The 20,750-nt window shown below is 74.7% G+C and carries 14 protein-coding genes; 10 read left to right on the top strand and 4 right to left on the bottom strand.

Annotation, left to right across the window (positions count from 1 at the left end):
* Positions 1 to 18: 18 nt before the first annotated feature.
* Entirely contained in the window at positions 19 to 3,987 is a 3,969-nt protein-coding gene (locus ACIF6L_RS22090; protein WP_396489924.1) for a beta-N-acetylglucosaminidase domain-containing protein, read from the top strand.
* Positions 3,988 to 4,204: 217 nt separating this feature from the next.
* Here the strand turns inward: ACIF6L_RS22090 and ACIF6L_RS22085 are convergent, their stop codons facing one another.
* Entirely contained in the window at positions 4,205 to 4,849 is a 645-nt protein-coding gene (locus ACIF6L_RS22085; protein ID WP_352293908.1) for an HNH endonuclease, read from the bottom strand.
* A gap of 524 nt (positions 4,850 to 5,373) precedes the next feature.
* Here ACIF6L_RS22085 and ACIF6L_RS22080 point away from each other — a divergent pair.
* From ACIF6L_RS22080 to ACIF6L_RS22040, 9 genes are all read left to right on the top strand, one after another.
* Positions 5,374 to 6,594, top strand: a complete 1,221-nt coding sequence (locus ACIF6L_RS22080; RefSeq protein ID WP_329489970.1) for a mechanosensitive ion channel family protein — start codon at positions 5,374 to 5,376, stop codon at positions 6,592 to 6,594.
* Between the two features lie 298 nt (positions 6,595 to 6,892).
* Complete coding sequence (locus ACIF6L_RS22075) at positions 6,893 to 8,083, top strand: ROK family transcriptional regulator (protein WP_329489969.1); 1,191 nt, start codon at positions 6,893 to 6,895, stop codon at positions 8,081 to 8,083.
* Positions 8,084 to 8,293: 210 nt separating this feature from the next.
* A complete protein-coding gene (locus ACIF6L_RS22070; RefSeq protein WP_396489921.1) occupies positions 8,294 to 9,604 on the top strand; it encodes an extracellular solute-binding protein in 1,311 nt (436 codons plus the stop codon).
* A gap of 21 nt (positions 9,605 to 9,625) precedes the next feature.
* Positions 9,626 to 10,624 (top strand): carbohydrate ABC transporter permease, encoded by a 999-nt coding sequence (locus ACIF6L_RS22065; RefSeq protein ID WP_396489919.1) that lies wholly within the window; start codon positions 9,626 to 9,628, stop codon positions 10,622 to 10,624.
* A gap of 20 nt (positions 10,625 to 10,644) precedes the next feature.
* Positions 10,645 to 11,559 (top strand): carbohydrate ABC transporter permease, encoded by a 915-nt coding sequence (locus ACIF6L_RS22060; RefSeq protein ID WP_329489966.1) that lies wholly within the window; start codon positions 10,645 to 10,647, stop codon positions 11,557 to 11,559.
* Between the two features lie 8 nt (positions 11,560 to 11,567).
* Positions 11,568 to 12,848 (top strand): 6-phospho-beta-glucosidase, encoded by a 1,281-nt coding sequence (locus ACIF6L_RS22055; RefSeq protein WP_359834602.1) that lies wholly within the window; start codon positions 11,568 to 11,570, stop codon positions 12,846 to 12,848.
* A gap of 135 nt (positions 12,849 to 12,983) precedes the next feature.
* Complete coding sequence (locus ACIF6L_RS22050) at positions 12,984 to 14,003, top strand: BadF/BadG/BcrA/BcrD ATPase family protein (protein WP_329489965.1); 1,020 nt, start codon at positions 12,984 to 12,986, stop codon at positions 14,001 to 14,003.
* A gap of 453 nt (positions 14,004 to 14,456) precedes the next feature.
* Positions 14,457 to 15,425 carry a GNAT family N-acetyltransferase gene (locus ACIF6L_RS22045; protein WP_396489917.1) on the top strand — a complete coding sequence of 323 codons (969 nt, stop codon included), beginning with the start codon at positions 14,457 to 14,459 and terminating at the stop codon, positions 15,423 to 15,425.
* Between the two features lie 88 nt (positions 15,426 to 15,513).
* Positions 15,514 to 16,266, top strand: coding sequence for an SDR family NAD(P)-dependent oxidoreductase (locus tag ACIF6L_RS22040; RefSeq protein ID WP_396489915.1), 753 nt, complete (start codon positions 15,514 to 15,516; stop codon positions 16,264 to 16,266).
* A gap of 219 nt (positions 16,267 to 16,485) precedes the next feature.
* Here the strand turns inward: ACIF6L_RS22040 and ACIF6L_RS22035 are convergent, their stop codons facing one another.
* The 3 genes from ACIF6L_RS22035 to ACIF6L_RS22025 form a co-directional block, all read right to left on the bottom strand.
* Complete coding sequence (locus ACIF6L_RS22035) at positions 16,486 to 18,147, bottom strand: FAD-dependent oxidoreductase (protein ID WP_396489913.1); 1,662 nt, start codon at positions 18,145 to 18,147, stop codon at positions 16,486 to 16,488.
* A gap of 190 nt (positions 18,148 to 18,337) precedes the next feature.
* Complete coding sequence (locus tag ACIF6L_RS22030) at positions 18,338 to 19,255, bottom strand: diiron oxygenase (RefSeq protein ID WP_396489911.1); 918 nt, start codon at positions 19,253 to 19,255, stop codon at positions 18,338 to 18,340.
* A 245-nt stretch (positions 19,256 to 19,500) separates the two neighbouring features.
* The gene (locus ACIF6L_RS22025) at positions 19,501 to 20,610 is read right to left on the bottom strand and encodes an alpha/beta hydrolase (protein WP_396489909.1); all 1,110 of its coding nucleotides are present in this window, start codon (positions 20,608 to 20,610) and stop codon (positions 19,501 to 19,503) included.
* Positions 20,611 to 20,750 lie beyond the last annotated feature (140 nt).

Raw genomic sequence — 20,750 nt, 5'->3', positions numbered from 1 at the left:
CCTGGCGAGGAGGCTCCTGTGCAAGCCCGAGTGTCCGTCGCCGCGGGGCGGCGGTTGAGGCAGCAGCTGGAGCAGAGTCCGGCGCTGCGGGACGTGTTGCAGCACCCGGCGGCGCTCGCGGCGCGGCGGGCGACGGCGCGGACGTGCCGTCAGCTGGCGCCCCGGACGGCGGACCGGCTGATCGCGGATCTCAAGGGCACGGAGCCGCTGCTGGCGTCGGTGCGGGCCGAGCGGGCCCGGGCCTGGACGCCGAGCCGGCGCCGGACGCTGCAGGTGGCGGCGACGCTCTCGGCCGCGGCCGTGGTCGGCGGACTGCTGGTGAGCGGCCCGGCCGCGTACGCCTACAGCCCCGGGCCGGACGTGGTGAGCACCGCGGCGCAGACGCCGCTGGGCAGTGTGAGCAACCCTCAGGTCTTCCCCCGGCCGCAGGAGCAGAGCGTGGCCGGCAGGCCGGTCACGGTGCCCGCCGCGGTGACGCTGGTGACCTCGGCGAAGGCGGACCACGGCGCGGTGGACACCGTGCGCGAGGTGCTGGGCGTGGCCGGGGCCACCACGGTGACGCCGCAGGCGGAGGCCGGGACGCCGGCCGCCGGATCGCTGGTGGTCTACGTCGGCGGACCGGCCGAGGAGGCCGGCGGCGAGGTCGACCGGGCGCTGCGCGAACTGACCGCGGCAGCCGGCGGCAAGGACGGCGGTGCGCCCTCCACGGCGGGGATGCCGGCCGGCGGGTACGTGCTCTCGGCCGGCCAGCTGCCGGCCCCGGGCGGCGGGACGTACGGCGTGGTGGTGCTGGCCGGGGCCGACCAGGCGGGCACCTTCTACGCGGCGCAGAGCATGCGCCAGCTGCTGGCCGCCGTACCGGCCGGACAGGGGCAGGCGCCGGGCGCGGCCGGTCTCGGGCTGCCCGGGATCACGCTGCGCGACTGGCCGTCCGGCGCACCGGTGCGCGGTACCGCGGAGGCGTTCTACGGCACCCCGTGGAGCCAGCAGCAGCGCCTCGACCAGCTGGACTTCCTGGGCCGCTCCAAGCAGAACTTCTACCTCTACGCCCCCGGTGACGACCCGTACCGGCTCTCCCGCTGGCGCGACGCCTACCCGGCGGCCCGGGCCGAGGACCTCAAGGCGCTGACCGCCCGGGCCGGGGCGAACCACGTGACGGCCGGTTACGCTATCGACCCGGGGCAGTCGTTCTGCTACAGCTCGGCCAAGGACGCGGACGCGCTGGTCGCCAAGCTGGACGGGCTGCGGGCGCTCGGCTTCACCGCCTTCCAGCTGCAGTTCCTGGACGTCTCCTACGACGAGTGGCACTGCGGCGACGACCGCTCCAAGTACGGCACCGGTCCGGCCGCCGCCGCCAAGGCGCAGGCCGAGCTGGCGGCCAAGGTGCAGGACCGGCTGATCGCGAAGCACCCGGGGCTGGCGCCGCTGTCCGTGGTGCCGACCGAGTACCACCAGCAGGGCTCCACGCCGTACCGCAAGGCGCTGGCGGCGGCGCTGCCGGCGGGCGTGCAGGTGGCCTGGAGCGGTGTCGGGGTGATCCCGGAGAAGATCACGGGCGCTCAGGCCGCCGAGACCGCCGAGCTGTACGGGCACCCGCTGGTCACCATGGACAACTACCCGGTGAACGACGCCAACCCGGACCGGCTCTTCCTCGGCGCCTACACCGGCCGGGACGCCGAGGTCGCCACCCGGTCGGCCGTCATGCTGACCGGTGCGATGGAGCAGCCGGTGGCCTCGCGGATCGCCCTGGCGACCGCCGGGGACTTCGCCTGGAACCCGGGCGGGTACAAGCCGGAGGACTCCTGGCAGGCCGCACTGCGCTCGCTGGCGGGCCCGGCCGGCGCCACCGCCGCCCCGGCCGGGGCGGTCCTGGCCTCCGTCACCGCGCTGGCCGGCAACAGCTCCTCCTCGCCGCTGTCCAAGGAGGAGTCCGGCTACCTCAACCCGCTGCTGGAGCGGTTCTGGGCGACCGCCGAGCCGAACGCCGGCGCGGCGCCCGACCTCGCCCGGCTGATAGAGGCGGCGGCCCCGCTGCGGGAGTCCTTCGCCGCGATGGCGGGCGCCCAGCAGACCCTGAGCGCCACGCCGGCCACCGCCCCGCTGGCCGCCGAGGCCGGCCCCTGGCTGGCCCCGCTGCGCGACTACGGCCTGGCCGGCCAGGCGGCGCTGGACATGCTGCTGGCCCAGCGCGGCGGCGACGGCGCGGCGGCCTGGCGGGCCCGGGTGGAGCTCAACAAGCTGCGCGAGCAGCTCGCCCAGAGCCCGGCGACGGTCGGGGCGGGCGTGCTCGGCCCGTTCCTGGAGCGCGCCGTGCGGGCCGCCGACAACTGGGCCGGCGTGGTCGGCGGCGGGGCCGCCCCGACCACCACCCTGGGCACCGCGCACGACCACCTGCCGGCGCTGATGACCGACGGCGTGGCCGACACCTTCTACTGGAGCTCGGCGCCGCCGCAGCCCGGCGACTCGGTGGGCCTCGACCTCGGCGGCGGCCGCCCGGTCGGCAGCGTCACCGTGCTGATGGGCTCCTGGGGCAGCGGCCCGGACGGCCAGAACGCGCTGGACGACTACATCCACGACGGGGTGCTGGAGTACTCCACCGGCGAGGGCGGCTGGAAGCAGCTCACCCAGGTGAGGAACCAGAAGAGCGTCACCGCCCAGCTGCCCGGCGGGGCGGTCGTGCGCGGGGTGCGGCTGCGGGCCACCGCCGCCCAGAAGACCGCCGTCGCGGTCCGCGAGTTCACCGTGACCGCGCCGGACGAAGCCCCGGCCAGTGTCACCGGCGGCCCGGCCGCGCTGCCCGGCGCCTCGGCCGGCGCCGTGCTGGACGGCAACCCGGACACCGCCTACCGGGCGGCCACCGCGCCGACCGCCGCCGACGAGCCGCTCACCGTCGAGCTGGGCGCGGCCCGGCCGCTGGACCGGCTGACCGTCCTCACCGACCCGACCGTGCGGGCCTCGGCCACCGTCTCGGTGCGGCGCGCCGACGGCAGCTGGGCGGAGATCGGCACCGTGCAGCCCGGCTACAACGAGCTGCCGGCCGGCGGCCAGAGCGCGGACGCCTTCCGGCTGGCCTGGAAGCCCGGCGGGGAGCCGCCGGTCGTCAACCAGGTGATCCCCTGGTACGCGGACGCCCCGGCCGCCCGGCTGAGCCTGGCCGACGCCGCGCTGGACGTGGTGACCGGCGCGGCCGCGCCGGTGCAGGCCCGCGCGATGGTCGAGGCGGGCCGGCCGGAGGGCGCGGTGGGCGAGCTGCGCACCGAGGTGCCGGCCGTGGCCAAGGGCCTGACCGTGGCGCCGGCCTCCGGGGTGAGCGTGCCGCGCGGCGGCCGGGTGGGCGTGCCGCTGCTGGTCAGCGCCGCGCCGGGGACGCCGTCCGGCACCTACCAGGTGCCGGTGCAGTTCGTGACCGGCTCGACCACCGTGCGGCAGGTGCTGCAGGTGCACGTGGTGCCGCCGACCGGCGGCCCGGACCTCGCCGGTACCGCGAAGGCCGCCTCCTCGGCCGACGAGACCTCGGCCTTCCCCGCCTCGGCGGTGGCCGACGGCGACCCGAAGAGCCGCTGGTCCTCCCCCGCCAAGGACGACGCCTGGGTCCAGCTGGAGCTGCCGAAGGCCGCCCACCTGGGCTCGGCGGTGCTGCACTGGCAGGCCGCGTACGCCTCCTCGTACAAGATCCAGGCCTCGGCGGACGGCGTCTCCTGGACGACGGTGGCGACGGTCGACGACGGCAAGGGCGGCAACGAGACGGTGCGGTTCGACGCGCCGGACGCGAAGTTCCTGCGGGTCCAGGGCGTCGCCCGGGCGACCAAGTACGGCTACTCGCTCTGGGGCGTGGAGCTGTACGCCGTCACCGACCCGGCGACGGCCGGGCAGCCGGCCACGACACCGGGCACCCCGGCGGTACCGGCCACGCCCGCGGTGCCGGCCGCCCCGCCCGCGACCACCGCACCGGTGACGCCGTCCGGATCGCCCTCGCAGAAGCCGTAGCCCACGCGGAAGCCATGGCCCTCGCAGAAGCCGTAGCCCACGCGGAAGCCGTAGCCCTCGCAGAAGCCGTAGCCCACGCGGAAGCCGTGGCGGAGCCCGCCGCGCGGGGCCGTGACGGGCCCTCGAACGGCGGGCCGCCGCGCTCCCCGATACGGGGTGCGCGGCGGCCCATGAGGCGTACCGGAGATATGACGGGCAAGCCCTTGGTGGAGCGGGGTCAGGCGGAGAGCGGTTCGGCCTGCTCACCGCGGCGGACGGGGGCGGAGTGGGCGCCGTGCGCCCGGGTGAGCGGCAGCGCGTGCGCGGCCTCGGTATGGTCGTGGTGCTCGTACTCGGCCCACTGCGGGGCGTGCAGCTGGTCGCCGCCGCCGTACGGCTCCAGGTAGGGCCGCCAGCGCGGATCCTTGATCCCGGTGCCGATGATGCGCCAGGCCAGGCCGCTGGGCGGGGCGGGCGGGCGCTTCATCCGCCAGCCGAGTTCGGTGAGGTGGCGGTCGGCCTTGGTGTGGTTGCAGCGGCGGCAGGCTGCCACCACGTTGTCCCACCGGTGCTGGCCGCCCCGGCTGCGCGGGATGACGTGGTCGACGCTGGTGGCGGCGGCCCCGCAGTAGACGCAGCGGCCGTGGTCCCGGGCGAACAGCGCCCGGCGGGTGAGCGGGACCGGCCCGCAGAACGGGACCCGGACGAAGCGGGTCAGACGGACGACGGACGGCGCCGGAAGGGCGCTGGTGGCGCTGTGCAGAGTGACTCCCGAGTCCTCCAGGCTGACCGCCTTGTGGTTGAGGACCAGGATGAGTGCGCGGCGCATCGATACGACGCCGAGCGGCTCGTAGGACGCGTTGAGGACCAGGACATGCGGCACGGATGCCTCCTTGGACGCCTGCGGCGCGTGGCTCGCGCCGGGACGAGCGGTTCGACCGCGCAACGGGTGCGTGATCTCCCCCAGTGTCGCCTTACGCCTTTGTACGGCGCCACCACTCCTGTGTAACGGAGCGGATGTGAACTCCGGGTGTGGGTTCTGTCATACCCGATATGCCCGGGGGAAGGACGGGTTGCACCCGGGTGCCCTCCCGGAGGACCCTTCGCCCGCTCGGAGCAGCGGGCCACCCGGATGCCGCCCGGACGGCGCCCGGGCCGTCCCGGCACCGTTCAGGGGCCGCGCGGGGGTCGCCCGGGGGCCCGACCCGGGGCGTGCCGGGGCGTTGACGGGGCGTCCGGACCGTGGTCACGCGCCCCGGAGCGGCTCCCGCCGGGCGGGTGGCGGCCGCCCGGCGTGTCCGGGGCGCGGCCGGACGGCGGATAGGCTAAGGCGGACGGTCCGCAGGCCCCGGGTGTGCTTCCGCGTCGGCGGGCTGTGCCACGCCCCCTGCAGGAAGGTCCCCGCACGTGTTCAGGTCCGGTGCCGCCGGTCTCCTCGCCGACGCGTCCACGACGCTCTCGTCCACGCCGCCGAGCCCGTCCCCGAGCCCCACGGCCCCGCAGCTGCCGCAGTTCGACCTCAGAATCCCGACCAGCGCGCAGGAGGTCAGCGACACCACCAAGCAGGCGGCCGGCTGGTTCGACTCGCACTGGCAGGACTGGCTGGCCGGCGGGGTGCGGATCGTCTTCATCGTCGTGCTGGCGCTGGTGCTGCGGGCCGTGGTGCGCAAGCTGATCACCCAGTTGATAGCGCGGATGATCAAGCCGAACGAGGCCGACGAGGAGCCCGGCCGGCTCGGCGGGCTGCTGGCCAACACCGGGGTGGTCAACCCCGAGCGCCGGCAGCAGCGCTCCGAGGCGATCGGCTCGGTGCTGCGCAGCGTCGCGTCGTTCAGCATCCTGGGCACGGCCGCGCTGATGGTCCTCTCGGCGCTCGGGGTGAACCTGGCGCCGCTGCTGGCGAGTGCCGGTGTGGCCGGTGTGGCGATCGGTTTCGGCGCCCGCAACCTGGTCACGGACTTCCTCTCGGGGGTCTTCATGATCATGGAGGACCAGTACGGCGTCGGCGACGAGATCGACACCGGGGTGGCCACCGGCACGGTGCTGGAGGTCGGCCTGCGGGTCACCAAGCTGCGCGGCGCGGGCGGCGAGATCTGGTACATCCGCAACGGCGAGGTGAAGCGGATCGCCAACATGAGCCAGGGCTGGTCGACCGCCTCGGTGGACGTCCAGGTCGGCTACAAGGAGGACCTGGCCCGGGTCGAGGCGCTGATCCAGGAGACCGCGGAGACGCTGGCCAAGGAGGCGCCGTTCGACGAGCTGGTCTGGGCGCCGGTCTCGATCCTGGGCGTGGAGTCCGTCGCGGTGGACTCGGTGGTGCTGCGGGTCGAGGCGCGCACCGCCCCGGGCAAGGCGCTGTCGGTCGCCCGGGCGCTGCGGCACCGGCTGAAGACCGCGTTCGACCAGGCCGGGATCAAGGTCAAGGAGGAGCCGCCGGCCGCCGCCGGCGTCGCCGCGGCCACCGGGGCGGCGGCCTCCGGGGTGGTGCTGACGGCCGCCTCGGTGACACCGTCCGCCGACACCGCCCCGCCGTCCGCGCTGGCCGACCCGGCCTCGCCGCGCTACCTCGCGACGGCGCCGATACCGGCTCCCGTCAAGCCCGCCGACGACGCCTCCAAGGCGCCCTGACGGCCCGGGCCGCCCGGACGCCGACGGCCCCGCCGCCCGGCCCGGGCGACCCGCGCACCCGGGCGCCGACGGCGCCGGAGCGCGGCGCGAACCGGAGCAAAGCCCCGCCTCCCGGACATCGGGGAGCGGGGCTTCGCGCTGCCCGGTAACGCTTCGGCATCCACCGCCGGAGGGACCATTGACACCCTCCTGACGAGGACCGTACGGTCCTGTCCAAGCGACTGGAAAGTTTCCTAACAGTTCGCTTCGAGCCCACCCGGTGATCACCGTGACGTGTCAGGAGAGGAGGATCCGCGTCGTGAGCAGACCATCCGCCAAGGCCCCCCTCGCCGGCACCCCCAGCCTGCTGCGCGCCATCAACGACCGCGCGGCCCTCGAACTGCTACTGGAGAACGGCCCGCTCTCGCGGACCCAGATCGGCACCCTGACCGGCCTCTCCAAGCCCACCGCCTCCCAGCTGCTGGCCCGCCTGGAGGCGGCCGGGCTCGTCCTGCCGGTGGGCACCACCGCCGGCGGGCCGGGCCCCAACGCGCAGCTGTACCAGGTGAACCCGGCCGCCGGTCATGTCGCCGGCCTGGACGTCACCAACAGCCACGCCCGGATCGCGGTCGCCGACATCACCGGCGTCACGCTGGCCGAGCACGTCGTACCGACCAAGGGCTGGACCGCCGCCGAGACGGTCACCCGGGTCGCCGCGGCCGTCGCCGGGACGGTCCGGGCCGCCGGGCTCGCCGAGGGCGCCCTGCGTACGGTGGCGATCGGCGTCGGCGGCGCGCCCGACCCCGTCACCGGCAAGCTCCGCTACGCCTCCCACCTGCCCGGCTGGCACTCCCCGCGACTGGTGCAGGACCTCTCCGAGGCGATCGGCGCACCAGTGTCGATCGAGAACGACGTGAACCTGGCCGCCGTCGCCGAGCAGGCCTCCGGCGCGGCGCGCGGGTTCGAGGACTTCGTCCTGCTCTGGGCCGGCGAGGGCATCGGCGCGGCGATCGTGATCGCCGGCCGGCTGCACCGCGGCTTCACCGGGGGCGCCGGGGAGGTCGGCTACATGCCCGTCCCCGGCTCGCCGGTGGTGCGGGACGTCCGCCGCCGCAACTCCGGCGGGTTCCAGGAGCTGGCCGGCGCACCCGCCGTCCGGGCCCTGGCCCGGGAGTACGGGCTCGGCGCGCCCAGCGCGGAGGAGTCGCTCGCCAAGGCCCTGGCGACCCCGGGGGCCGGCGACGAGTTCCTCGCCGCGCTGGCCGGCCGGCTCGCCGTCGGACTGGCCGCGATCGTCGCCGTCGTGGACCCCGAGCTCGTGGTGGTCTCCGGCGGCGTGCCGAACGCGGGCGGCGAGCGGCTGCGCGCCCTCGTCGAGGAGGAGCTGGCCCGGATCTCGATCGCCCGGCCGGAGGTCCGCAGCAGTGCCCTGCCCGGCTCACCCGTCCTGCTCGGCGCACTGCAACGCGCCCTGGCAGCCGCTCGCGAGGCGGTCTTCTCCACGCACTGAAGGCCGCCCCACCGCGGCCCCCGCCGCACCGCCCACCGCCGGTTCCCACCGCACCGAAGCCCTGCACCAAAGCCCCTGCACACCCCCTGCACACCTCTCCCCAACCCCCTTACGCGGGACCAGAGGCAATGACGCCTGCCCGCGCGCCCCCAGGAGGATCTCGAAGTGCACTCCACCACCTCTCGCAGAAGCCGCCGGACGATCGCCGCCGTGACCGGCAGCGCCGTACTGGCCCTGCTCGCCACCGCCTGCACCGGGTCCAGCGACGGCGCCGGCAGCGACGACTCCGCCTCCGGCAAGGACGTCACCATCAGCTTCTGGCACGGCTGGAGCCAGGACTCCGAGGTGAAGGCGATCAACGACAACATCGCCGCCTTCGAGAAGGCCCACCCGAACATCCACGTCAAGACGACCGGCAACATCGCCGACGACAAGGTCAACCAGGCACTGCGGGCCGGCGGCGACGCGGCCCCCGACGTGGTCTCCTCCTTCACCACCAACAACGTCGGCATGTTCTGCTCGACCAAGGCCTTCGCCGACCTCAAGCCCTTCCTCGCCAAGGACAACATCGACGCGGCCAAGACCTTCCCGGCCGCGATGCTCAACTACACGCAGTACCAGGGCAACCAGTGTTCGCTGCCGCTGCTCGGCGACGCCTTCGGCCTGTACTACAACAAGGCCGCCTTCGCCGCCGCCGGCATCACCGCCGCGCCGAAGACCTTCAGCGAGTTCGCCGCCGCCGCGGCCGCGCTGACCGTCCCCGAGGGCGACGGCTACAAGCAGCTCGGCTTCATGCCGCTGTACCACGGCTACGAGTCGACCACCGAGCACTTCCTCGGCCAGTGGGGCCCCAGCTACTTCGACGGCTCCGGCAAGTCGAACCTCGCCACCGACCCCAAGATCGCCTCGATGCTGACCTGGCAGAAGGGCCTGGTCGACAAGCTCGGCGGCTACGACAAGCTGGACAAGTTCCGCGCCACCTTCGGCGAGGAGTTCAGCGCCAAGAACCCCTTCCACACCGGCCAGGTCGCGATGGCCATCGACGGTGAGTGGCGGACCGCCTCGCTGGCCGAGAACAAGCCCGACTTCGAGTGGGCCACCGCGCCGTTCCCGGTGCCGGACGACCAGGTCGACACCTACGGCCGCGGCTACCAGACCGGCACCATCGTCGGCATCGCCAGCACCAGCAAGAAGCAGGCCGCCGCCTGGGAGCTGGTCAAGTTCCTGACCACCGACACCGACGCGGTGGTCAGCTTCGCCAACGCGATCCACAACGTGCCGAGCACCTTCGACGCGCTCAACTCGCCGAAGCTGATCAGCGACGCGAACTTCAAGACCTTCCTGGACATCGCCAAGAACCAGCACTCCGGCACCACGCCGGCGAGCGTCAACGGCGGCGCGTACATCGTGTCGCTGCAGAACCTCGGCTACGCCTACGAGTCCGGTCAGCAGAAGGACCTCCCGGCCGGCCTGACGGCCACCGCCAAGGAGATCGACGCCGCCATCGCCCAGGCCAAGTAGCCAGCGGCCCACGGAGCTCCCATGTCACTCGCGTTCGGCACCCGCAAGGGCCCCGGATCGACCGACCCGGCGGCGCCCTCCACGCAGCACCTGCTGCGCCGGAAGCGCCGCCGGGAGGCGGCCCGCACCCTCGCCTTCCTCTCCCCCTGGCTGATCGGCTTCGGCGTCTTCTTCCTGTACCCGCTGATCTCGACGGTCTACTTCTCCTTCACCAAGTACAACGGCTTCGGCTCGCCGGCCTTCACCGGCCTGCAGAACTGGGACTACGTCTTCAACGACCTCCCGGCGTTCTGGCAGGGCCTGCGCAACACCGTCTGGCTGGTCTTCATCATGGTCGGCCTGCGGGTGGCCTTCGGCCTCGGCATCGGCCTGCTGATCACCAAGGTCAAGACCGGCGCCGGCTTCTTCCGCACCGCGTTCTACCTGCCGTACCTGGCACCGCCGGTGGCCGCGACCGTCGCCTTCGCCTTCCTGCTCAACCCCGGCACCGGCCCGGTCAACCACTTCCTCGGCGAGATCGGACTGCCGCAGCCCGGCTGGTTCTCCGACCCGTCCTGGTCCAAGCCCTCGCTCACCATGCTCGCCATGTGGGGGATCGGCGACCTGATGGTCATCTTCATGGCGTCCCTGCTGGACGTCCCGAAGGAGCAGTACGAGGCCGCCGAACTGGACGGCGCCGGCCCGCTCCAGCGGTTCCGGTTCGTCACCCTGCCGAACATCTCGCCGATCATCATGTTCGCGGTGGTCACCGGCGTCATCCAGACCATGCAGTACTACACGCAGGCGATCGTCGCCGGGAAGGTGGCCGGAGGAAACGCGGGCAACTCCGGGCAGCAGTTCGAACCCGGCTACCCGCAGGGCTCCACCTGGACCCTGCCGCAGATGGTCTACAACCTCGGCTTCCAGCGCTTCAACTACGGCGCGGCGTGCGTCGTCGCCCTGGTGCTGTTCGCCATCTCGATGGCGGTCACCTCGATCCTGCTCCGCCGCAAGTCCGGCTTCATGTCGAACGACGACTAGGGCCCAGTGAGGACACGATCATGACTCTCAGCTCCACCCTCACGGCGCAGGCCCCCGCGAAGGGGCCCGCCCGGCGCGGCGCCCCCACCGCCGCCGCCCGCGCCGCCCGCCGCCGCGCGCTGCTCAACTGGGTGGCCGTGCACTCGCTCGCCATCGCCGCCACGCTGTTCTTCCTGCTGCCGTTCGTCTTCGCCTTCCTCACCTCCGTCATGACGGACAACCAGGCGCTCACCACGGACTACTGGCCGACCTCCTGGGAGTGGGGCAACTACGCCAAGGTCTGGAACACGCCCGGCTTCCTCACCTGGTGGCGCAACACCCTGCTGTACGCCGGCCTCGGCACCGCGCTGACCATCGTCTCCAGCCTGCCGGTGGCCTACGCGCTCGCCAAGTTCCGCTTCCGGGGCCGCAATCTGGCGCTGATGGCCGTCATCTCGATGATGATGCTGCCGCCGCAGGTCACCATCATCCCGATGTACCTGTTCTGGGCGAAGGAGCTCGGGCTGAGCGGCTCGCTCTGGCCGCTGATCATCCCGATGGCCTTCGGGGACGCCTTCTCCATCTTCCTGCTGCGGCAGTTCCTGATGACCATCCCCAAGGAGTACATCGAGGCGGCCCGGATCGACGGCTGCGGCGACCTGCGCACCCTGCTCAAGGTCGTGCTGCCGATGGCCAAGCCGGCCATCGCCGCCGTCGCCCTGTTCCAGTTCTTCTACTGCTGGAACGACTACTTCGGCCCGCAGATCTACGCCAGCAACAAGCCAGGCGCCTGGACCCTCTCCTACGGCCTGGAGTCGTTCAAGGGCGCCCACCACACCAACTGGAACCTCACCATGGCCGCCACCCTGCTGGTGATGGCGCCGGTGATCGTCCTCTTCTTCTTCGCACAGAAGGCCTTCATCGAAGGCGTGACACTGACAGGGGTCAAGGGCTGATGTCCGCACTGAAGTTGGCCATCGTGGGTGGCGGTTCGACGTACACCCCCGAACTCATCGACGGTTTCGCCCGGCTGCGCGACACCTTGCCGATCGCCGAACTCGTCCTGATCGACCCGGCCGCCGACCGGCTGGAGCTGATCGGCGGGCTGGCCCGGCGGATCTTCGCCAAGCAGGGGCACGGCGCCGTGGTCACCACGACGACCGACGTCGAGGCGGGCGTCGCCGACGCCGACGCGGTGCTGCTGCAGCTGCGGGTCGGCGGGCAGGCGGCCCGCAACCAGGACGAGACCTGGCCGCTGGAGTGCGGCTGCGTCGGCCAGGAGACCACCGGGGCGGGCGGCCTGGCCAAGGCCCTGCGCACGGTGCCGGTGGTGCTGGACATCGCCGAGAAGGTCCGCCGGACCAACCCCGACGCGTGGATCATCGACTTCACCAACCCGGTCGGCATCGTCACCCGGGCGCTGCAGCGCGCCGGGCACAAGGCCGTCGGCCTGTGCAACGTCGCGATCGGCTTCCAGCGGCGGTTCGCCGGGCACCTCGGCGTCGACCCCGAACTGATCCGCCTCGACCACGTCGGCCTCAACCACCTCACCTGGGAGCGCGGCGTCACCCTGCTCGACGCCCCGGGCGCGACCACCGGGCGCGAGGTGCTGCCGGAGCTGCTCACCGGCTTCGGCAAGGAGATCGCGGACGACATCCGGCTGCCGCGGCGCGTCGTCGAGCGCCTCGGCGTGGTGCCCTCCTACTACCTGCGGTACTTCTACCAGCACGACCTGGTCGTGGAGGAGCTGAAGGTCAAGGGCTCTCGGGCCGCCGAGGTCGCCGAGATCGAGCGGCAGCTGCTGGAGATGTACGCCGACCCGGCCCTGGACACCAAGCCGGAGCTGCTCGGGCAGCGCGGCGGCGCGTTCTACTCCGAGGCCGCCGTCCAGCTGATCGCCGCCCTGCTGGGCACCGGCGGCAGGACGTCCGTGCAGGTGGTGAACGCCCGCAACGACGGCGTGCTGCCGTTCCTGCCCGACGACGCCGTGATCGAGGTGCCCGCCGAGGTGGACGCCGCCGGCGTGCGCCCGCTGCCGCAGCGCCCCGTCGAGCCGCTGTACGCCGGCCTCATCGCCGCGGTGACCTCGTACGAGCGGCTCGCCCTCGACGCCGCCCTGCACGGCGGCCGCGACCGGGTCTTCGACGCCCTGCTCGCCCACCCGCTGGTCGGCCAGATCGAACTCGCCGACCAGCTGACGGACCGGCTGCTCGCCCACAACCGCGAGCACCTCGCCTGGGCCTAACGTGCCCGTTCCGTCCGGCCCGCGCCCCCGGCCGCCGTCGCCGCCGACCGCGGCGACGGCCCGCCGGGCCGCGAGGAGACCGACCACCCCCGGCCGGGGACAACGGCCGGGCCACGTACGAGCCGCGGGGACCTCATGACCCACCAGCCCGAACCACTACTGCCCGGCGTTCTCGCCATCGACGCGGGCAACTCCAAGACCGACGTCGCCCTGATCGGCGCCGACGGCACCGTGCTCGGCGCCGCCCGGGGCGGCGGCTTCGCACCGCAGAAGATCGGTGGCGCGGCGGCCGTCGCCGGCCTCGCGCCGCTGGTCGAGGAGGCGGCCACCGCTGCCGGGCTGACCTTCCGCAGCGGTGTGCTGACCACCCACGTCAGCGCCTGCCTCGCCAACGCCGACCTCCCGGTGGAGGAGGCCGCCCTGCGCACCGCCCTGGAATCGCACCCCTGGGGCCTCAGCAACACCGTCGTCAACGACACCTTCGGCCTGCTGCGGGCCGGCACCGACGGCCCGCGCGGCGTGGCCGTCGTCTGCGGGGCCGGCATCAACTGCGTCGGCCTGCTGCCCGACGGCCGCACCGCCCGGTTCCCCGCCCTCGGCGAGCTGACCGGCGACTGGGGCGGCGGCAGCGGCCTCGCCGTCAGCAGCATGTGGCACGCCGTCCGCGCCGAGGACGGCCGCGGCGGCCCGACCGGGCTCGCCCGCGCCATCGCCGAGCACTTCGGCCTGCCGGACACCGGCGCCGTCGCCGAGGCGATCCACCTCGGGCACCTGCCCTTCGGGCGGCTGCACGAGATCGTCCGGGTGCTGTTCGCGGTGGCGGAGACCGGCGACCCGGTCGCCCTGGAGCTGATCGACCGGCAGGCCGACGAGATCACCCGGCTCGCCGTCGTCGCGCTGCGCCGCCTGGACCTGCTGGACGAGCCCACCCCGCTGGTGCTCGGCGGCGGGGTGCTCTCCTCCCGGCAGCCGCTGCTGCTCGACAACCTGACGGCGCGCCTGGCCGCGGCGGCGCCGCTGGCCGAGCCGCGGGTCGTCGTGGCGCCGCCGGTGCTCGGCGCCGCGCTGCTCGGCCTCGACCACCTCGCGGCCGGGCCGGCGGCCCAGGCCCGGGTGCGCGAGGCGTACGACCCGGCCCACCCGGTCGCCGCCTGACCCACCGCAGGCCCCCGAGACTCCGCCCCCGACAGGTCCGCACACCCGTCGGGGGCGGTCCCCGTGCGGCGGGCGCCGGGGGCGGTGGCGGCGCGGGTGCCGGGCCTTCCCCCGGCGACCGCGGCCGCGCAGCCGTGTTGTCGCCGCGGCCGTTCTGCCACCGTGACCGCGGCCGCCCGGGAAGTCGGACCGGCCGACTTCTCGCGCCGTACGGCCTTGACCTCAACCGCACTTCATGGTGTGGGATGGGCATCGACGGCGGCGCACGCCGCCGGGGATCGTGGCCGGTCGAACGACGCGGTCGATGCCCCGTCCGTAGGGTGACGACCGGCCTCGGGCCAGTGGGCCGCCTCCGCACCCGATCGTGCCGGAGGCGGCCCCGGGCCCCGTCCGGCCGGGTCGGCTCGCCCGATCCGGTCGACAGGGCGGCCGCCGATGGCGCAGAGTCGCGGCATGCCCCGACTTCCGCTGCCGTCCCTCCCGGCCCACTACCGGAGCCGGGCCGCCACCCCGGCCGACGCACCGGCGATCCACCGGCTGGTCGCCGCCCGCGAACGCGAGCTGCCCGGCGGCGCCGGCGGCGGGGCCGAGAACGCGGTCGACGGCGTGACCGCCGACCTGGCCCTGCCCGGTCTGGACCCGGCCCGCGACACGCTGCTGGTGCTGGACGCGGCGGGCCCCGTGGTCGCCCGGGCCTGGGTGCACGGCGGCCGGCGGAGCAAGGTGGACGTCCACCCGGCGCACCGGGGCCAGGGGTTGGGCGGCGCACTGCTCGACTGGGTCGAGGCGCGGGCCCGGGAGCTGGGCAGCGAGCGGCTCTCGCAGACCGTCCGGGACGGCGACCGCGCCGCCGACGCGCTGCTGCGTTCGCGCGGGTACGGGCCGTTCGTCACGCAGTGGCTGCTGGAGATCGCGCTGCCCGCCGGGCCGGCGGCGCCCGTACCACCGGACGGGATCACCGTCCGGCCGTTCCGCGCCGGCGACGAGCGGGCCGCGTACCGGCTCACCGAGGACGCGTTCGACGAGTGGCAGGTGCGGCGCAAGCCCTACGAGGAGTGGGCGCGGCACACCGTCGAGCGGGACACCTTCGCGCCCGCGCTCTCACCGGTCGCGTTCGCGGCCGGGGAGATGGTCGGCGCGGTGCTGTCGCTGGACCTGCCGGACACCGGCGAGGGCTACATCGAGCGGGTCGCGGTCCGGCGGGACCACCGCGGCCGGGGCGTCGCCCGGGCGCTGTTGCGGGAGGCGTTCGCCGCGTTCCACCGGCGCGGCCGGCGGGCCTGCACGCTGTGGACGCACTCGGAGACCGGCGCGCTCGCGCTGTACCAGCGGGTGGGGATGACCGTCCGGCTCGGCTCGACGGTGTACGGCAAGCCGCTCCACCCGGGCGGGGCCGGCAGGCCGGCCCGATCGGGCGCGTGAGCCGGCCGTTCGGACCCGCCGGGAAGTTACCGTTCGGTAGGCTCCGGGCCGGGGTCGTCGATCGACGCAGGAGCAGGGGGCGCACACGATGGAGCAGCGACGGACCGCGGTGGTGTCGGGCGGCGGGACGGGGATCGGCCGGGCGGTCGCCGCCGAACTCGCCGGACGCGGCTACCGGGTGGCGATCGTCGGACGACGGGCCGAGGTGCTGGCGAAGGCCGCCGCGGAGATCGGGGGCGACGTGGTGCCGGTCGCGGCCGACCTCACGGTGGCCGCCGAGGTCGCGGCGGCGGCCGAGGCGATCGCGGCACTCGGACCGGTGGACGTGCTGGTCAACAACGCGGGCGCGGTGATCACCCCGCCCGCCGACGCCTCCCTCGAAGCCCTGGCCGAGGCCTGGCGGCGGGACCTGGACACCAACCTCCTGTCCGCCGTCCTGCTCACCGGCGCGCTCGCCGACCGACTGCGCCGACCGGGCGGCCGGGTGATCCTGATCAGCTCCGCCGCCGCCCAGCGCGGCGGGGCCGGCCCGCACTCGGCCGGCTCCTACGCCGCCGCCAAGGCCGCCCTGCACGGCTGGGGCTTCGGCCTCGCCCGGCAGTTCGGCCCGGAGGGCATCACCGTCAACATGCTCGCCCCCGGCTACGTCGAGTCCACCGAGATCTTCGGCAGCGGCTGGACGCCGGAGTTCCACGCCGACAAGATCGCCGCCACCCTGGTCGGCCGGGCCGGCACCCCGGAGGACGTGGCGGCGGCCGTCGCCTACCTGGCCTCCCCGGCGGCCGGCTACGTCACCGGCCAGGTCATCGGGGTCAACGGCGGCGCCGTCCTGGGGCGTTGAGGCCGATCAGCGGACGCGCACCGGGCAGGCCGGTCCCGCCCGGTGCGGACCCGTCGGCGGGCCGGCGGCTCCCGGGCCGGGCGCCTCACCACCGGCTTGCTACGCCAACCCGCGCCAGCTGCGGCCGGGACAGCGAACCCGCGCGCGGCCGGGCGCCCTCGCGCGGGACCGGGCGACGACCGGCCGGGGCCCGGGCGGGCGCGGGGGCGGGCCCGGGGGTCAGCGGCGGCCGGCCGCCAGGAGGGCGGGGAGGGTGGCGAACTTGACCCGGGGGCGGCCGGCGGCCTCACCGAGAGCGCGTTCGGCGCGGTCGATGGCCCGCAGCTGCTTCAGCCCGAGGGCGTCCGGCCGCCGGCTGCGGACCAGCCGGGCCAACTCCCGTCGGGTGCCGGACGAATCGGGCAGCGCACCGGCCGCGGCATCGTCCAGCAGGGCGTCCACGGTCTCCTGCGCGCAGGCCCGGTTGGCCCCGATCCCGCCGGACGGGCCGCGCTTGGCCCAGCCCACGACATAGGTGCCGGGCAGCGGCCGGCCGGTCTCCGGGTCGATCACGCGGCCGCCCCGGTGCGGCACGGCCGCGGCGGCGGCGTCGAAGGGCAGACCGGGCACGGGGACGCCCCGGTAGCCGATGGACCGCACCACCAGCCCGGCCCGGAGGGTGCCGTGCTCGCCGGTGGGTTCGGCACGCGGACCGTCGGGGCCGGCCACGAGCGCCGTCCCGCCGAGCCGGACGCCCTCGACGCGCCCCGTGCCCAGGAGTTCGGTGGGCGCGGCGAAGAAGCGCAGCACGATCCGGCGGCCGGGGCGCGGCGGCTCGCCGCCGTCGACGTGCTCCAGCGGCAGCCCGGCGAGCAGCGCGGCCTTGGAGCCCTCCGGCGCGGCGGCGATCGCGGCGCGGACCTCGGGGTGGTCCTCGACGACGAGTTCGACGCCGGGCAGGTGCTGGAGCGCGAGGAACTCGGACCGCGTCCAGGCCGCCTGCTCGGGCCCCCGGCGGGCGAGCAGCACCACTTCCCGCACCCGGCTGTCCCGCAGGGCGGCGAGGGCGTGGTCGGCGATGTCGGTCGCGGCGAGCCGGTCCGGGTCGAGCAGCAGGATCCGGGCGACGTCCACGGCGACGTTGCCGTTGCCGACGACGACCGCCCGCTCGGCGGAGAGGTCGACGGCCTCGGCCGGGACGGTCGGGTCGGCGTTGTACCAGCCGACGAAGGTGGTGGCGGGCAGGCTGCCGGGGAGGTCCTCGCCGGGCAGGCCGAGCCGGCGGTCGGTGGCGGCGCCGACCGCGTACACGACCGCGTGGTGGTGGGCGGCCAGTTCGGCGTGGCTGAGGTCCTTGCCGATCTCGACGTTGAGGTGGACCCGCAGCCGGGGGTGGTGGAACACGCTCGCGAAGCTCTCGGCGATCCGCTTGGTCGACTGGTGGTCGGGGGCGACGCCGTGCCGCAGCAGGCCGCCGGCGACCGGCAGCCGGTCGATCATGGTGATCTCCGCGCCGGTGGTGCGCAGCAGCGACTGGGCGGTGTAGCTCGCGGACGGGCCGGTGCCGACGATCGCTATCCGCAGCGGCCCGAGGTCGTCCGGCAGGCTCCGGGGGAAGGTCGGCGCTCCCCAGCTGTGGTCGGCCGGGTGGTCCCGGTAGTAGTCGCGGTTGAGCTCCCCGAAGACGGTGTCGGGGCCGGCGAGCCGGTCGACGGGGTAGACGGCGTCGACCGGGCAGGCGTCCGCGCAGGCGCCGCAGTCGATGCAGGCGACCGGGTCGATGAAGAGCATGTCGGTACGGCCGAACTCCGGCTCGTCCGGGGTGGGGTGGATGCAGTTGACCGGGCAGACGGACACGCACGAGGCGTCGTTGCAGCAGGTCTGGGTGATCGCGTAGGCCATGGCCGGGTGGGGTCCTCGCTGCGTGGGGGGGCGGTCGGGTCACGCCGGGTCGGGTCGGGCGCAGGCGTCGAGCCGGTCGGCGCGGGCGTCGGCCGGCTCTCGGGGTCGGGACGGATCGAGGTCGGGTCGGGGTCGGGACGGGGTCGGGACGGGGCGGCGTCGCGGTCGCGTCGGCTCGGGTCGGCTCGGGTCAGAGCATGTCGACGCGGCGGTAGACCGCGGCCGCGGAGCTGTTGAGCAGCCCGGCCTCGCCGAGGAAGGCCATCAGGTGGCTGGAGCTGGTGCGCATCATCGCCTTGCGGTGCTGGTTGGCCCGCACCTCGGCCAGCGCCCGCTCGGTGTCCAGCCCGGCGGCCCGGTACACGCCCCGGTGGACCATGCTGCTGACGATGACGTAGGCCGCCACCGCGATGCCGGTCCCGGCGGCCCGCCGACGGGCGCGGCCGGCGCCGCGCAGCCGCTCGCGGATCTCCTGGCGGGCGAACTTCATGTGCCGCGATTCCTCGACGACATGGATCCGGGACGTCCCGCGGACGATGTCCAGGACGTTCTCGCCGCGCATCCAGTCGCGCTGCATGACGTCGAGCACCTCTTCGGCCACCAGGATCCCGCCGTAGGCGAGTTCACCCTTGGCGGTGGCCTTGAAGAGGCGGCCGGCCTGGGCGATCACCGCGGCCGGCCGGTACTGCGGGACGCCCATCTTCTCGCAGGCGCGCGCGAACATGATCGAGTGCCGGCACTCGTCGGCTATCTCGGTGAGGGCGAAGCGGAACTCCGCGCTGGCCGGGTTCTTCAGGTACTGGTCGCGCAGCACCATCTGCTGCAGGATCATCTCGAACCAGATGCCGGTGGTCATGATCGAGCAGACCTCGTGCCGGGTGAGGGTGACCCGCTGCCGCTCGGTCATCTCGTCCCACAGCCGGGTGCCGTAGAGCGTGCTCCACTCGGGGTTGAGCCCGTAGCCGTCCTCGGGGAGCGGCGCGTCCCAGTCGATCTCGGTCGCCGGGTCGTAGGAGAGGGTCGCGGCCGAGTCGAGCAGTCGCTTCGAGACGTCGTCGTCGGCCGAGGTGTGAGCGTGGATCCCTGCTGCCGTGCCGGGGTGAGCCATGGCTGCCTCCAGGTGCGTGCCCTGCGCGGGGTTCCCGCCCGCCTCGCTTATTAGACGGAGAGTACAATAAGAGGCCGGGCGCGAGAAGCCCTCGCGCACCGGCCTCCGGCGGAACCCGGGCGGCGCGTCAGCATGGCGGCCCGTCAGGCGTCGCATCCCCTCGGGCGTTGCGGGCCGTCAGGCGTTGCGGTCCCTCAGGCGTTGCGGTCCCTCAGGCATCGCGGCCCGTCACGCTGCCGGGGGTTTCACGCGTTCGGGCTGAGCGCCAGCCGGAGTGCCCCGGCGGCCTCCGCCGTGGCCTCGCGGAACCGCCGGCCTATCCCCAGGTAGTTGATGTAGCCGTGGATCAGGTCGGGCTGGCGGCTGAGCGCGACCACCACGCCCGCCTCGCGCAGCCGCTCGGCGTACGCCTCCCCCTCGTCGCGCAGCGGGTCGAAGCCCGCGGTGGCGATGTACGCGGGCGGCAGGCCGGTCAGGTCGGGGGTGAGCAGCGGGGAGAGCCGGGGGTCCGAGCGGTCCACGCCCTCGGGTGCGTAGTGGTCGGCGAACCAGTCCATGTGCGCGCTGGTGAGGAGGAACCCGTCGGCGAACAGCTCCCGGGACGGCCGGCGCCGGGAGGCGTCGACGGCCGGGTAGAAGAGCAGCTGGAACGCGGGCGCGGGCCCGCCGCGCCGGACCGCCAGCTGGGCGGTGACGGCCGCCAGGTTGCCGCCGGCGCTGTCGCCGCCGACCGCGATCCGGTCCGGGTCCACGCCGAGGTCGGCGGCCTCGGCGTGGGCGTGGTCGAAGGCGGCCAGCGCGTCGTCCACGGCAGCCGGGAAGACGTGCTCCGGGGCCAGCCGGTACTCGACCGAGAGCACCCGGACACCCGCGTGTCGGGCAAGGAAGCGCGCGGTGTTGTCGTGGCTGGTCCGGGTGCCGAGTACCCAGCCGCCGCCGTGGAAGAAGACCAGCAGCCCGGACGGGGCGGCCAGGCCGTCCGGCGTGTACAGGGTGGCCGGCAGTTCGCCGTACTCGACCGGGATCCGGATCTCGCGGGTGGCCACCGGCTCGATCACCGGGCCGCTCACCAGGTGGCGGCCGTGGTCCAGCCCGACCCGCGACGCGGCCACTCCGGCGGGCCTGACCAGGTGGTTCCCGGAGATCCGCTGGAGGCTCAGCAGCAGTTGGGCGTCGAGGGCCAGCCGCTGGCCGTCCCGTCGGACGGGCGCGCCGGCGATCAGCCGGCGCAGCGGCCGCGGCAGCGCGAAGGCCGCGCGGACGGCGGCGGCCTGGGCACGGACCTGGACCGGGATCGGGGCCGGTGCCGGTGCCGGTGCCGGTGCCGGTGCCGGTGCCCGGGTCGGGATCGTCATGGTGCCTCCTGCGTGGTCGGGGCCCGGGCCGGCCGCTCGCGGTGGCCGGCACGACGGCTCGGGATCGAGGCGGCTCAGCGTAGTGTTACTCGCCGGTTCGGCCCAGCGGGCCCCTTCGTGTGTCCGGTCGGTGACGGCCC

It is taken from the genome of Kitasatospora sp. NPDC086009, from assembly GCF_044540385.1.
Lineage (GTDB): Bacteria > Actinomycetota > Actinomycetes > Streptomycetales > Streptomycetaceae > Kitasatospora.
The sequence above is the reverse complement of the archived record's forward strand: the minus strand, read 5'-3'. Positions and strand labels throughout refer to the sequence as shown.

Bases quoted from the DNA above. Each gene is read 5' to 3' on its own strand.
- ACIF6L_RS22065 (WP_396489919.1), top strand. From the start codon at position 9,626: ATGTCACTCGCGTTCGGCACCCGCAAGGGCCCCGGATCGACCGACCCG.
- ACIF6L_RS22060 (WP_329489966.1), top strand. From the start codon at position 10,645: ATGACTCTCAGCTCCACCCTCACGGCGCAGGCCCCCGCGAAGGGGCCC.
- ACIF6L_RS22050 (WP_329489965.1), top strand. From the start codon at position 12,984: ATGACCCACCAGCCCGAACCACTACTGCCCGGCGTTCTCGCCATCGAC.
- ACIF6L_RS22045 (WP_396489917.1), top strand. From the start codon at position 14,457: ATGCCCCGACTTCCGCTGCCGTCCCTCCCGGCCCACTACCGGAGCCGG.
- ACIF6L_RS22040 (WP_396489915.1), top strand. From the start codon at position 15,514: ATGGAGCAGCGACGGACCGCGGTGGTGTCGGGCGGCGGGACGGGGATC.
- ACIF6L_RS22035 (WP_396489913.1), bottom strand. From the start codon at position 18,147: ATGGCCTACGCGATCACCCAGACCTGCTGCAACGACGCCTCGTGCGTG.
- ACIF6L_RS22030 (WP_396489911.1), bottom strand. From the start codon at position 19,255: ATGGCTCACCCCGGCACGGCAGCAGGGATCCACGCTCACACCTCGGCC.
- ACIF6L_RS22025 (WP_396489909.1), bottom strand. From the start codon at position 20,610: ATGACGATCCCGACCCGGGCACCGGCACCGGCACCGGCACCGGCACCG.